Below are 13,184 nucleotides of genomic sequence, written 5' to 3' on the forward strand. Positions count from 1 at the left end.
CTTGAGCTGCTTGTTAAGGAAACCCGCCATGAACCGTAAAATCGCACTGATCACCGGCGCCAGCCGCGGCCTGGGTAAAAGCACCGCCCTGCACTTGGCCGCGCAAGGTATCGACATCATCGGTACCTACAACAGTCGCGCCGACGAGGCACACGCGCTGGTCGCAGAAATTGAACGGCTCGGTGGCCGCGCCGCCATGCTGCAACTTGATGTCAGCAACAACGAACACTTTGGCGCATTCAGTACCGAAGTCGCTCAGGTGCTGCAAAACCACTTCAGTCGTCAGCACTTCGACTTCCTGATCAACAACGCCGGCGTGGGTGTGCATGCGAGTTTTGTCGACACCACGATCGAGCAGTTCGACTTGTTGATGAATATCCATTTGAAGGGGCCGTTTTTCCTCACCCAGACCTTACTGCCACAGCTCAATGACGGAGGCCGCATCATCAATATTTCCAGCGGCCTGACCCGTTTCAGCCTGCCAGGTTATGGCACTTACGCGGCGATGAAAGGGGCGATGGAAGTCTTGACCCGTTACCAGGCCAAGGAACTCGGCGCACGTGCAATAGCGGTCAATACCTTGGCCCCTGGCGCGATTGAAACCGATTTCGGCGGCGGTGCAGTACGTGATAACGCCGGCGTGAATCAAATGGTGGCGAGCAATACCGCGTTGGGCCGCACGGGCCAACCGGACGACATTGGCGCCGCGATTGCGCTACTGCTCGCGCCGGGCAGCCAGTGGATCAACGGGCAGCGGATCGAGGCATCGGGCGGGATGTTTTTGTAGTCCAGAACAAAAGATCGCAGCCCTGGGCTGCGATCTTTGCTTTTTATCCCGCGTAAGACCGGCGCATCATCACTTTCGCCCGTAGCACGTCATACACCCAGTGGTACACGTAGGTGTAGGGCAGGAAGAACAGCAGCACCCCGATGTCCAGCAAGAACGCCTGCCACAGGCTGACCTTCAGCCACCACGCAATCAGTGGCACGCCGAACGCAACCAGCCCCCCCTCGAACAACAGCGCATGCACCACGCGGACCCAAGCGCTGCGCACGATCTCGAAGTGCTTGAGCGCGCGGTCAAACAGAGCATTGAAGACCACGTTCCAAGCCAGCGCAATCGCCGCAATGGCCATGGTCACCAAGCCCATTTGCGCCATCGGTTTGTCCATCACCCACGCCAGCAGCGGGGTACAAATCAAGATAGCCAGCAGTTCGAATCCCACGGCTTGGACAATACGTTCGGTGATGGATCTGTTGGCGTTCATGGCTGAGTGTCCTGAGTGACTGTGGTTGCCATGATCTGTCAGTAGATCGATACTTCATAACCAATAACCATCGATCAAGACGATAGCTCATGGCCTCTCACGAAGTATTGCTGGCATTTGTCCAGGCGGCGACCCAAGGCTCGTTTTCCGCCGCAGCACGTAAGCTGGGTCGCAGTCAGTCGACCATCAGCGCGGCAGTGGCCAGCCTGGAAATCGATTTGAACCTTAGGCTGTTTGATCGCAGCAGCCGCAAGCCCAGCCTGACCCCGGCCGGGCACGTCATGCTGCAAAGGGCCGAAGAGATTTTGGCGGCGACCAGTCGTCTCGAGATGACCGCCAGTCAGCTGTCTCAAGGCGTGGAGGCGAAACTGACGGTGGCCATTTCCGACACTTACCAGTCCAACCGTTTCGAAGCCGCCCTCAGCGCCTTCGAGCAGCGTTATCCGGACCTCGAGCTTGAATGCCTGATCGCCGAGTGTGATGACCTGATAGCACTGGTGCAAAGCGGTCGGGCCCATCTGGGCTTCGCCGAAATGCGCGACAGCTACCCGCCAGACCTGGTCAATTCGACCGTCGACGAGCGCACGGAAATCGCCCTCTTCGTGTCCCGTCAACACCCATTGGCCGCGCTCACCCGGGTTGACCAGGACATGCTGCAACAGCACCGGGAGTTACGCCTGGCAACCATCGTCAACCCCTATGAGAGCCGGGCCAAAGGCCGGGTCTGGTCGGCACCGAGTTATCTGATGTTGCTCGAAATGGCCCAAGGCGGATTTGGCTGGGCGCCCTTGCCCCGCTGGCTAGTGGGACGGTTTGGAGCCGGCTCACTGGTGGAACTGGAGGTTCGTGGCTGGCCAAAACCGGTGTATGTCGACGCACTGTGGTCGCGACTGAACCCGCCGGGGCCGGCAGGGAGTTGGCTACTGAGCAAAATGCTGGAATAGCGGTATGGCCTTTCGCGGGCAACATCACCTCGCGTCAACGCCCTGATCCGCCGTTCAGTGAATCGGCGCACCGGCAAAGCACCCATTCGACCGCCGAAATAAACATAATCCGCCGACTAAAATTCGCTAAAATCCGCAGCCCCAGTGTGTGTATGTTGGAAAAGGACACTCCAGTGATCGCCCGTCTTGTGCCTTACGAAAGCCTTACTGCCCTCCAGCGTCAGCAGATCGAGGCCATCGAAGTTCATCCTGAACAAATAAAGTTTTCCGGCGACATCCACGGTGCGTTGCACTCCTTGCTGTCCAAACCCGGTCCCGGCGTCAAAGGCTTTGCCCTGTTGGCCGAGGACGTACCGGTGGCGTTCCTGCTGCTCAAGCGCCCGCCCGTGCTGCCGGCCTGGGCCAACGAACACAGCGCGACCCTGCACGCGCTGCAAGTCGATCAGCGCGCGCAAGGCAAAGGCTATGGCAAAGCCTGCCTGCAATCGCTGCCCGCCCTGGCGCGCCAAGCGTTTCCGGAAATAAAGGCATTGGAATTGTCAGTCGATGCCGACAACGAGCCGGCCATCGCGCTGTATGCAAAGTTCGGCTGGATCGACAGCGGCGAAGCCTACAAGGGCCGTATCGGCTACGAGCGGCGGATGGGATTGACGCTCTGAAGCGCCGACCTCACACATTCATCTGCATGTTCAGAGCGTCAGGACCATCTCATGCCACGCCATCGCGCCATGGTCTGACGCCGAAGGCTTGATGTAGGCAAAGCCAAATCCGGCGTAGAGCGGGATGTGCCGTTCCTTGCACATCAGATGAATGCCGACCTTGTTCAGCGCGCGCATCCGCTTAATGAATTCGCTCATCAACCGCTTGGCCAAACCCAGCCCCTGATAGTCCGGATGCACCACCACCGACATGATCACCACCTGCGGTCCAGCCGGGTCGTGGCCAATCAGTTCTTTGAACGCCTCGTCCGACATCTGCACCTCAAATGCCGCGCCGCTGTTAATGAAACCGGCTACAACGCCGTCCACTTCAGCGACGATGAAACCTTGCGGCCACGTGGCAATGCGGATGGCAATTTTTTCGCGGGTGGCTGCTTCGTCGCCCTCGTAGGCAACGGTTTCGATGGCGAAGCAGCGGTCCAGATCAGCAGGCGTGACAGGGCGGATGACGGTGTTCATGGCGACTCGGAATAAACGACGGATAGGCGCGCAATCATAAATTAATAAGGGGTTCATATCGATCACCGAAAACCCCGTAAAGCCTGCGTATAGGCGCTGGTATTGCTCAGCGGTTCGGACTATTTGTGTTTCCTGTGGACTGGCCCCTATCAAACCGGACACCTGCACCCCGTTAAATTGATGCCGCTGCCAAACGCCTAAACTCCCGTGGTGAACGGTATTTCAGCGCGCTGTGCGGATGCTCCTCGTTGTAATGCTCAAAGGCAATCGTCAGGTTACGCAAGGCTGTTTCCCGGTCAGGTTTGGGCATGTGCGCGACGTAGTCGCGTTTCATCGTTTTGACGAAGCTCTCGGCCATGCCGTTGCTCTGCGGGCTACGCACCGGTGTGGTCACCGGTTGCAAACCGATCTGTCGGGCAAACTGGCGTGTCTGTTCAGCGATGTAGGCCGAGCCATTGTCGCTCAGCCATTGCACCGGGGTGGCAGGCGCCTCTTCACCGAAGCGTTTTTCCACCGCCTCCAGCATCAGATCACGGATATCGTCGCCGCTGTACCCGGTCGGGCTGGCCACCCAACCGATGGCTTCGCGGTCGCAGCAGTCCAGGGCAAAGGTCACGCTCAGCTTGGCGTTATCATCACAGCGAAACTCAAACCCGTCCGAGCACCACCGGGTATCGCTGGTGGCCACGGCAATTCGGCCTTCGTGACGGCGTGCCACACCCGGTTGTTTAATCCGTCGCTCCAGCAGCAACTGATGATCGCGCATGACGCGATAAACCCGCTTGACGTTGATCGGCGCCTGACTCTGCTTTTCACGCCGACGACGCAGCAACCCCCACACACGGCGGTACCCGTAGCTGGGCAGTTCACTCACTTCAGCCTGAATTTCTTCGACCAGTGCGGCATCGTCCAGCGCAGGGCGACGCCGCTCGACCTGAGCATTTGGGTTGAGTCGAACCGTCAATTGCGAGCGCGCTACACCGAGACTTTCACTGATCAGCTTCACTGGTCGTCCCCCGGCAACAAGGGTGAGTGCGCAATCCATTTTCGCGACCGAGCAATCTCCACAGCTTCCTGAAGGATCTCGACCTGCATGGTTTTCTTGCCAAGCATGCGCTGTAGCTCGCGGATCTGCTTGAGCGCATCGGCCAGCTCGGAAGCGGGCACCACGCTCTCCCCAGCACTGACAGCCGAGAGACTGCCGCTCTGATAGAGCTTGCGCCACTGAAACAACTGGTTGGCATTCACGCCATTCTGTCGAGCCACCACCGAGACGCTTTGCCCCGGTTGCAGGCTCTCGCGAACCATGGCCAGTTTTTGCTCCGGGCTCCAGCGGCGACGCCGCTCCTGACCCAAAAGCTCCCCACCCTTATCGTTTCTATTAGTCATATACACAGTCGTTTGCCTATCCCTTATGTTAAGGGGGAAACGGTGTCCTGTCTTTCAGGGGGCTCGTCCATCCTGTCTCTGGCCATCATTAGGGGAAACTCACCATGAGTAGTATTCAGATCGGTCTTCTTATGTTGTTAGGTATCAGCACTTTCGGCTTCATCACCTTAGCCGTTGACCTGTTGCGGGCGCGACGGGCGAAACATGGCAACTAGGCCTCAACACGGTCAGCGAGAGGCGGATGCCGGGTCCGCCCCTCGCAGTTTTCAGGCCTTGAGCGGCAACCAGATTTCCAGCGTTCCAGTCGCGAGCTTCGGGTTGAAATCTTCGCTGTAGCGCTCGAACTCCGGGGCATCCGCCGCCGCCCGACCGGACTGCGGCAACCAGGTTTTCCAAATGTACTGAAAGGTCTGGGGCAACGTATCCAGCGCTCCGTGATGCTCGAACACAGCGTAGTGCTGAGGCTGAACTTCTACCCAACGGTACTTTTCCGGCAAGTCGTCGAGCTTACTGATTTCGACACCCGCAATGTATTCGAACCCACCCTTGCCATCCGGATTGCAGCAAACGCCGTAAGTCACTTCGCCTTTTTGGCTCGGAATACGCCCGAGATGGGGAATGAATTGCTCCCAGAGTTGGGGGATCTGCCCAGACGTTGCCTGGGTAAATCGCCCGCCAAGCCCGGCAATGAGCAGGAAATGCCCATTTTCGAAGCGTGGTTCGGCCGGTTTGATGCGTGTTTGCTCATCCATGACTCGACTCCTGGAACGAAAAGGTGTGTTCGGCTGGGAGTATAGAAGCCAAACACGATTCGCCCAGTCAGAGCCCGGGAAGCTGCCCGACGGCAGCCTTGACGATAAACTCGTTGTAGCCGGATAGGATCACGTAGACCGCGAAATAGCAGAAGATCGCTGCTGATGCCATGTAGGAGTAACGCAGTAACTTGTCGCCCAGCAACTTGCCACCGTGACTCGCGGCGAAGCACAAGCCGGCGCTCCAGAGCAGACCGGCACACACAAACCCGCCGAGGAACAACGCCGAGCTGAGCGCGCCACCACCGCCGGAGCGCGCGATCAGGGTGCCACCTACCGCCGCGAACCAAAGAATGGCGCTGGGGGATGACATGGCAAGGAAAATGCCGCGGAAAAATTCTTTGCGATGCGAGTTTTGACCGACTTCGGCAGCCTGGGCCAACGCTGCTTCATGGTGGATGGCGGAGTAAATCATCTTGGCTGCGAAGTACAACAGCAACGCCGAACCCCCGATCCACAGTACCCAGCGCACGGTTTCGTATTGCAACAAAACGGTCATTCCGGCGAGTGCGAGTACGGCGTAAATGAGGTCACCGACGCAGGTCCCCAGCCCCAGCGCAAAGCCTTGAAAATAGCCACGCTGCATGGCCAACGTGATCATAGCGATGTTGGCCACACCAATGTCCAGGCACAGCGAAAGGCTCAGCAAGAAGCCACTGCTAAATTCCATTAACCCGTTTCCTTCGGCAAAAATTGTTTACACAGTCGCTGGACAGTTTGCCACAACAGCCCTTACATTCCGCCACAGGCCACCGCAGTGGCCAGCGTCGCTCGGACGGTTCCGGGCGCTCACGTTCTCCGAGGCAACAATGGCCAACCCAGGTTCGCCGCGCCGCTTTGCGCGCATAGATCGACTCCCTCCTTACGTTTTCAATATCACCGCCGAGCTGAAGATGGCCGCCCGTCGTCGTGGCGAAGACATCATCGACTTCAGCATGGGCAACCCGGACGGCCCGACACCGCCGCACATCGTCGAAAAACTGGTGACCGTCGCCCAACGCGAAGACACCCACGGTTACTCGACATCCAAGGGTATTCCGCGCCTGCGCCGGGCTATTTCCAACTGGTACAAGGATCGCTACGAGGTCGACATCGACCCGGAAACCGAAGCCATTGTGACCATCGGTTCCAAGGAAGGCTTGGCGCACTTGATGCTGGCCACGCTCGATCAGGGCGACACCGTGCTGGTGCCGAATCCCAGTTACCCGATTCACATCTACGGTGCCGTGATTGCCGGCGCCCAGGTGCGGTCAGTGCCGCTGATCCCAGGCGTGGATTTCTTCGCCGAACTGGAAAGCGCGATTCGCGGCTCGATCCCGAAACCGAAAATGATGATCCTCGGCTTTCCGTCCAACCCTACCGCCCAGTGCGTAGAGCTGGATTTTTTCGAGCGGGTGATTGCCCTCGCCAAACAGTACGACGTACTGGTGGTGCATGACCTGGCCTACGCCGACATCGTCTATGACGGCTGGAAAGCCCCGTCGATCATGCAGGTTCCCGGCGCCAAAGACATCGCGGTGGAGTTTTTCACGCTGTCCAAAAGCTACAACATGGCGGGTTGGCGCATCGGTTTCATGGTCGGTAACGCTGAACTGGTCAACGCCTTGGCGCGGATCAAGAGCTACCACGACTACGGCACATTCACCCCGCTACAAGTCGCGGCGATTGCTGCGCTCGAAGGTGATCAGCAATGCGTCAAAGACATCGCCGAGCAGTACCGTCAGCGCCGTAACGTGCTGGTCAAGGGCCTACACGAACTGGGCTGGATGGTCGAAAACCCGAAAGCGTCAATGTACGTCTGGGCCAAGATCCCCGAGGCATACGCGCACTTGGGCTCCCTGGAGTTCGCCAAGAAGCTGCTGGCCGAGGCCAAGGTCTGTGTCTCGCCGGGTGTCGGATTTGGTGAGTATGGGGATGATCATGTGCGTTTCGCGCTGATCGAAAACCAAGACCGGATTCGTCAGGCAGTACGCGGGATTCGCGGCATGTTCCGAGCGGATGGTCTGGTCACCAAAACCAGCGCCTGATTTATTCAGCAGCCAAAAAAAAAACCGCATTGCTGCGGTTTTTTTGTACGCGCACGTTGCCTGATCGCTACCCGCTCACTCTGCGCGGAAACGATCAGCGTGAGGTGTTCACACCACCAACGACAACAGCAGGATAAAGCCCAGCGCCACAACGGACAGGATGGTTTCCATCGCGGTCCAGGTCTTGAAAGTTTCGGCCACGGTCATGTTGAAGTACTGCTTCACCAGCCAGAAACCCGCGTCGTTGACGTGTGACAGTACCAGCGAGCCAGCACCCGTGGCCAATACCAGCAGTTCACGGTTCACACCCGGAATCATCCCCACCACCGGCACCACAATGCCGGCACCGGTAATGGTTGCGACCGTCGCCGAACCGGTCGCCACACGAATCACCGCCGCCACCAGCCACGCCAACAGAATCGGCGAGATTTGCGCATTGACCGCCATGTGACCGATCACGTCGCCCACACCACTGGTCACCAGCATCTGCTTGAAGCCACCGCCGGCACCGATGATCAGAATGATCGCGGCAGTCGGCGCAAGGCTCGCATCCAGCAGTTTCAGAATCTGTTTCGAACCAATGCCCTGACGGTGGCCGAAGGTGTACAGCGACAACAGCAATGCCAGCAGCAGCGCAGAAATGGGGTGACCGATCAGGTCCATCCAGCTGCGGAAGAAATGCCCGTCTGGTAGCGCAACATCGGCAAAGGTCTTAAGCAACATCAGGAACACCGGCAGCAGCACGGTGATCAGGGTAATCGCGAAGCTCGGCAAATTCGCGGACGCCGGTTCGCGCGCCAACTGATCCACCAAATCCTGATTGGCATGGCCTGGAATGTATTTGGAAATGAACGTGCCATAGATCGGACCGGCAATAATCGCAGTCGGCAGCGCCACGATCAGACCGTACAAAATGGTCTTGCCAATGTCGGCGCCAAACACCCCGATGGCCAGTAACGGCCCTGGGTGCGGCGGCACCAGACCGTGTACCGCCGACAAACCGGCCAGCAGCGGGATACCGATCTTGATAATCGAGACGCCGGTCCGCCGGGCGACGATGAACACCAGCGGAATCAGCAGCACGAAGCCGATTTCGAAGAACAGCGGAATGCCCACCAGAAACGCCGCAAACATCATGGCCCACTGCACGCGCTCTTTGCCGAACGCACGAATCAACGTTTGGGCAATCTGATCCGCCCCACCCGACTCGGCCATCATTTTGCCGAGCATGGTGCCAAGCGCCAGGATGATGCCGACAAAGCCCAGCACACCACCGAAGCCGTCCTGGAACGCTTTGAGGATGGTGCCCACCGGCATGCCCGAGGTCAGACCGAGAAAACCGGCGGCAATGATCAGCGCGATGAAGGGATGCAGCTTGAATTTGGTAATCAGGACGATAAGCCCAATCACCGTGACCACGGCATCCAACAGTAAAAACGTATCGTGGGACATGCCAAACATGGGGGTGTCTCCTGTTTGTTGTTGTTATGAAAGCGGTTATTCAGAAGCCGTCAGGACAGCGCTATCTCTTGGGGCAACACTTAAACCGGACGGTTCAATCCGTGTTCAAGCCACCAGGCATTGGCCTGCTCCGCCAGTTGTTCAACGCTATGCGTCGAGGCATCCAGCGCCAGGGTCAGCGGCTCGCCAACGGGTGACTCAAGGGTAGCGAACTGGCTGTCGATCAAGGTCGATGGCATGAAGTGCCCCGGACGATGGGACACGCGGTCGGCGGCCACTTCAGGGGTCAGTGCAAGGAACACGAAACCCAAGCCCGGCAAAGCACTGCGCAGCACTTCACGGTAACTGTGTTTGAGCGCCGAGCAGGTCAACACCGGGCGTTCGCCCTTGGCATCGACGCGGCGCAGTTCGTCGCACAGGCTGTCGAGCCAGCCGGCACGGTCTTCGTCATTCAGGGGGATGCCCGCGCTCATCTTTTCGATGTTGGCGGCCGGGTGAAAAGTGTCGCCTTCAATGGCTGTTGCGCCGCTGAGCTGGCACAGGGCCTGACTCACGCAGGTCTTGCCGCAACCGGCAACGCCCATGATGACCAGGGCGGTGATGGGATGATTCATGTAACACCTCAGCGCGCAGACAGCGCTACCTCTGACACCTGAAAAAGTTGTACAAAAGTAGAAATTGCCGACGCCTTCTTGTCATTTTTGTGGGTTGCAGCATGTGTGTTCCCAGCGCTAAAAAACGAGGTTCAGGCAAAACTCGCTTACGCATTTGCAGCCGCTTCGGGACAGCGCTACCTTAGTGCCTCGAATTTTGTTTGGCAAGCCGTCCGATGATCGCCCCTAAAAACGATAAGAATCCACGCACTACTGGCCGCCCGACCCTTAACGAAGTCGCACGCCTGGCCGGTGTCAGCCCGATCACCGCTTCGCGTGCCCTGCGCGGTGTCAGTACAGTGGCCACCGAGCTGGTGGAAAAAGTCCAGAAAGCCGCCCTCGACCTCAACTACGTGGTCAACCCTGCCGCTCGCGCCTTGGCTTCAGCGCAGAGCCATTCGGTCGTCGTATTAGTGCCGTCGCTGTCCAATTTGCTTTTCATCGACACCCTCGAAGCCATTCATCAGGTACTGCGGCCCAAGGGCTTCGAAGTGCTGATCGGCAACTTCCACTACTCACGTGATGAAGAAGAAAACCTGTTGCGCAACTACATGGCCTATCAGCCGCGCGGTTTGCTGCTGACCGGTTTCGACCGTACCGAAAGCTCGCGCCGGATGATCGAAGCAAGCAACATTCCCTGCGTATACATGATGGAACTGGACAGCGCGGCCGGCCTGAATTGTGTCGGCTTCTCGCAACTGGCTGCCGGCGAAACGGCAGCCGAGCATTTGCTGTCCCGTGGACGTAAACGCCTGGCTTACATTGGCGCGCAGCTCGACCAGCGCACGTTGTTGCGAGGCGAGGGCTTTCGCAGAGCGCTGCAAAAGGCTGGTTTGTATGACCCGGACCTGGAAGTGCTGACCCCGCGAGCATCCTCTGTTGGCTTAGGTGGCGAGCTGTTCCTGCAACTGATGGCCAGCCACCCTGATGTCGATGCGATCTTCTTCGGCAACGATGACCTGGCCCAGGGCGCCTTGCTTGAAGCGATGCGCAGCGCCATCAAGATTCCCCAGCAAGTGGCGATCCTCGGCTTCAACGACCTGCCAGCCTCGGCGCACATGGTGCCGCGACTGAGCAGCATCAGTACCCCGCGCGAAGCCATCGGCCGACGTTCGGCGGAGTTAATGCTGACGTTGCTGGCCGGCAATGCCGTGGCGAAACCGGTGCAAGACATGGGGTTTGAACTGAAGGTGCGCGAGAGTACGTAGCCTGATCGTTATCAGGTTCGGCGTCACAGCGATCACGCCTCGGACATGAGGCCGACGAAGGCCAACGCGCCTTTCTGCAACGGCTGGCTCTTGAGCCACACCGCATGCACTGGCAATAGCAAACCGTTCTCGATGTTGCGAAAGCTCAGGCGCTTGAGCCTGCCGGCGTCGAGCAACGGCTGCACCACCGACAACGGAAAATTGCCCCAGCCCAGCCCCGCCTCGACCATTTCCATGGCCACGGCCAATGTGTCCGTGCGCCAGTAAGACTCGCCCACCAGTGGCCGGGTTTCGCTGATTGGCAGGTCGCGGCTGGCGACGATGATCTGCCGCACTGACACCAAATCCTCCAGAAACAAATCCTGCCCCTCCAGCAGCGGATGATCCGCCGCCAGCGTCGCGATCACCCGTTCGGTGCCGACAAACTGAAACCGCTCCAGTGCGTTCACGCTCAACCCGGCAAAGGCCAGGCAAACGCTGACTCGACCGCTGTGAAGCATCGCCAGCACATCGTCCTGAGGTGCGCTGAGCACTTCAATATCCAGCAACGGATGACGCTCGGCGATGACCTTGATTGCCGCCATCAAGCGGCGCTTATCAATATCCGCGACCACCGCGATCGACAACCTGCTTTCCAGCCCCAGCGACAGCTCGACGGCATGCACCTGCAACTGCTTGAGCTGCTCGGCTATCAGCCGTGCATGTGGCACTAGCGCATTGGCCATTGCCGTAGGCACCGGCTCGCGGTGGCTGCGATCAAACAACAAGTAACCCAGCTCGGCTTCCAGGTTGGCGATGCCCATGCTCACGGCCGAGGGGACTTTGCCCAACGCCCGGGCCGCCGCCGAAAACGAACCGCGCTCAACCACCGCGAGGAACAACTCAATGCTGTCGCTGTTGAAATTCATCGACCGTCCTATCAAAAAAACTGAAAGCTACTGACTTTTTCTATCAGTAACATTGAAGCTATCTTTCGCCGCCTTCGCCAGCTCCTTTTCATAAACCTGGCATCCAGTGTTAAAAACGAGGCAATTCACATGCAAGGTGTTAAACGCAAACTGGTCTACGTGTCGCTGTACGAATTGATCGGCATGACCTTTTCCGCCCTGGGCCTGGCACTCTTGTCCGGTACTTCGCCCGACAGCACCGGCCCGCTCGCCGTGATCATCACCACCCTTGCCGTGACCTGGAACTTCATCTACACCTCACTCTTCGAGCGCTGGGAAAGCCGACAGCCCTCGCGCACTCGCACCGTCAAACGGCGTATCGCCCATGCTGCGGGCTTTCAGTTAACGTTGATCGTGTTCCTGATTCCCCTGATCGCCTGGTGGATGAACATCAGCCTGGTGCAGGCCTTCCTGCTGGACCTGGCGCTGATCATTTTCATCCCGTGCTACACCTTTGCGTTTAACTGGCTGTTCGACCGCACGTTCGGGCTGCCGGCATCGGCGTTACCAGACGCGGTGTAAACCGCAAGAGGGTCGCCCATTGAGGCAGACGCTGCTAAATTCCCCAAGCCTCGACCGCTAACGGAGTAGCTCAATGGAACATGCACTGAAGATTCTGGGTAAAGCGTCATCGATCAACGTCAGAAAAGTGCTGTGGACCTGTGAGGAGCTGGGTATTTCCTACGAGCGAGAGGACTGGGGAAGCGGTTTTGCCTCCACCCACAGCGCCGCTTTTCTCACGCTCAACCCCAATGCCCAAGTCCCGGTGATCATCGACGACGCGGGCGTGCTCTGGGAATCCAATACTATTTGCCGCTATCTGGCGGGCAAACACCAAAATACTGATCTGTTGCCGAACGAACCGGCGGCCCGCGCCCGCGTCGAGCAATGGATGGACTGGCAGGCCACTGAACTCAATCCGACCTGGCGCTATGCGTTTCCCGCGCTGGTGCGCCAAGACCCGGCGTTTCAGGAGCCGGCGCTGATCATCGCGGGCGTCCGTGGCTGGAATCAAACCATGGGCCTGTTGGAGCAACAATTGGCGATCACGGACGCCTACGTCGCCGGCCCCCACTTCACGCTCGCCGATATCGTGGTGGGGCTGTCAGTCAATCGCTGGCGCATGACCCCCATGGAGCGACCGCCCTACCCGGCCATCGATGACTACTGTCAACGGCTGGCCAAACGCCCCGGTTTCATGATGCACGCTTGTAACGGTGTGCCTTGAGCGCTGACCACGCGATCAATCCGCAAAATGTAAACCGTTAGTGCAATAACTCGGCAGATCTCGCCGCAA

Annotated in this window: 15 protein-coding genes; 7 read left to right on the top strand and 8 right to left on the bottom strand. The window is 58.6% G+C overall.

Annotated elements, in window-relative coordinates:
• The first annotated feature begins 28 nt into the window (after nt 1-28).
• On the top strand, nt 29-787 hold the full coding sequence (locus RHM68_RS18680) for an SDR family NAD(P)-dependent oxidoreductase (RefSeq protein ID WP_322217625.1): 759 nt from the start codon (nt 29-31) through the stop codon (nt 785-787).
• A gap of 43 nt (nt 788-830) precedes the next feature.
• Here the strand turns inward: RHM68_RS18680 and RHM68_RS18685 are convergent, their stop codons facing one another.
• Nucleotides 831-1,268, bottom strand: coding sequence for a multidrug/biocide efflux PACE transporter (locus RHM68_RS18685; RefSeq protein ID WP_322217628.1), 438 nt, complete (start codon nt 1,266-1,268; stop codon nt 831-833).
• 89 nt (nt 1,269-1,357) lie between these two features.
• Here RHM68_RS18685 and RHM68_RS18690 point away from each other — a divergent pair, with 89 nt between their 5' ends.
• Entirely contained in the window at nt 1,358-2,212 is an 855-nt protein-coding gene (locus tag RHM68_RS18690; protein WP_322217630.1) for a LysR family transcriptional regulator, read from the top strand.
• 173 nt (nt 2,213-2,385) lie between these two features.
• Nucleotides 2,386-2,871, top strand: coding sequence for a GNAT family N-acetyltransferase (locus RHM68_RS18695; protein ID WP_322217632.1), 486 nt, complete (start codon nt 2,386-2,388; stop codon nt 2,869-2,871).
• A 30-nt stretch (nt 2,872-2,901) separates the two neighbouring features.
• Here RHM68_RS18695 and RHM68_RS18700 read toward each other — a convergent pair whose 3' ends face one another.
• The 4 genes from RHM68_RS18700 to RHM68_RS18715 form a co-directional block, all read right to left on the bottom strand.
• The gene (locus tag RHM68_RS18700; RefSeq protein ID WP_322217635.1) at nt 2,902-3,390 is read right to left on the bottom strand and encodes an N-acetyltransferase; all 489 of its coding nucleotides are present in this window, start codon (nt 3,388-3,390) and stop codon (nt 2,902-2,904) included.
• A 172-nt stretch (nt 3,391-3,562) separates the two neighbouring features.
• Nucleotides 3,563-4,779, bottom strand: a protein-coding gene (locus RHM68_RS18705; RefSeq protein ID WP_322216042.1) for an IS3 family transposase whose coding sequence is annotated in 2 segments (ribosomal slippage) — nt 3,563-4,434 and nt 4,434-4,779 — 1,218 coding nt in all. Because the reading frame shifts where the segments join, the coding sequence is not laid out codon by codon here.
• Nucleotides 4,780-5,045: 266 nt separating this feature from the next.
• On the bottom strand, nt 5,046-5,531 hold the full coding sequence (locus tag RHM68_RS18710; protein WP_322217637.1) for a GyrI-like domain-containing protein: 486 nt from the start codon (nt 5,529-5,531) through the stop codon (nt 5,046-5,048).
• Between the two features lie 67 nt (nt 5,532-5,598).
• Entirely contained in the window at nt 5,599-6,261 is a 663-nt protein-coding gene (locus RHM68_RS18715) for a LysE family translocator (RefSeq protein WP_322217639.1), read from the bottom strand.
• Nucleotides 6,262-6,400: 139 nt separating this feature from the next.
• On the opposite strand from RHM68_RS18715, the gene alaC reads away from it, so the two are divergent.
• Nucleotides 6,401-7,618, top strand: coding sequence for an alanine transaminase (gene alaC, locus RHM68_RS18720; protein ID WP_322217642.1), 1,218 nt, complete (start codon nt 6,401-6,403; stop codon nt 7,616-7,618).
• Nucleotides 7,619-7,726: 108 nt separating this feature from the next.
• Here the strand turns inward: alaC and RHM68_RS18725 are convergent, their stop codons facing one another.
• Complete coding sequence (locus RHM68_RS18725) at nt 7,727-9,079, bottom strand: GntP family permease (protein ID WP_322217645.1); 1,353 nt, start codon at nt 9,077-9,079, stop codon at nt 7,727-7,729.
• 80 nt (nt 9,080-9,159) lie between these two features.
• Nucleotides 9,160-9,693: a gluconokinase gene (locus RHM68_RS18730; RefSeq protein WP_322217647.1), complete on the bottom strand. Its 534-nt coding sequence runs from the start codon at nt 9,691-9,693 to the stop codon at nt 9,160-9,162.
• A 215-nt stretch (nt 9,694-9,908) separates the two neighbouring features.
• Between RHM68_RS18730 and RHM68_RS18735 the strand changes: the two genes are divergently transcribed.
• On the top strand, nt 9,909-10,940 hold the full coding sequence (locus RHM68_RS18735; RefSeq protein WP_322217649.1) for a LacI family DNA-binding transcriptional regulator: 1,032 nt from the start codon (nt 9,909-9,911) through the stop codon (nt 10,938-10,940).
• Between the two features lie 32 nt (nt 10,941-10,972).
• Here the strand turns inward: RHM68_RS18735 and RHM68_RS18740 are convergent, their stop codons facing one another.
• Entirely contained in the window at nt 10,973-11,848 is an 876-nt protein-coding gene (locus tag RHM68_RS18740) for a LysR family transcriptional regulator (RefSeq protein ID WP_322217652.1), read from the bottom strand.
• A 129-nt stretch (nt 11,849-11,977) separates the two neighbouring features.
• Between RHM68_RS18740 and RHM68_RS18745 the strand changes: the two genes are divergently transcribed.
• Both RHM68_RS18745 and RHM68_RS18750 read left to right on the top strand, forming a co-directional pair.
• The gene (locus tag RHM68_RS18745) at nt 11,978-12,409 is read left to right on the top strand and encodes a PACE efflux transporter (protein WP_322217654.1); all 432 of its coding nucleotides are present in this window, start codon (nt 11,978-11,980) and stop codon (nt 12,407-12,409) included.
• A gap of 73 nt (nt 12,410-12,482) precedes the next feature.
• Nucleotides 12,483-13,115 carry a glutathione S-transferase gene (locus tag RHM68_RS18750; protein WP_322217657.1) on the top strand — a complete coding sequence of 211 codons (633 nt, stop codon included), beginning with the start codon at nt 12,483-12,485 and terminating at the stop codon, nt 13,113-13,115.
• Nucleotides 13,116-13,184: the final 69 nt, after the last annotated feature.

Origin of the sequence: Pseudomonas sp. DC1.2 (assembly GCF_034351645.1) — a bacterium.
In the GTDB taxonomy this organism is placed as follows: domain Bacteria; phylum Pseudomonadota; class Gammaproteobacteria; order Pseudomonadales; family Pseudomonadaceae; genus Aquipseudomonas.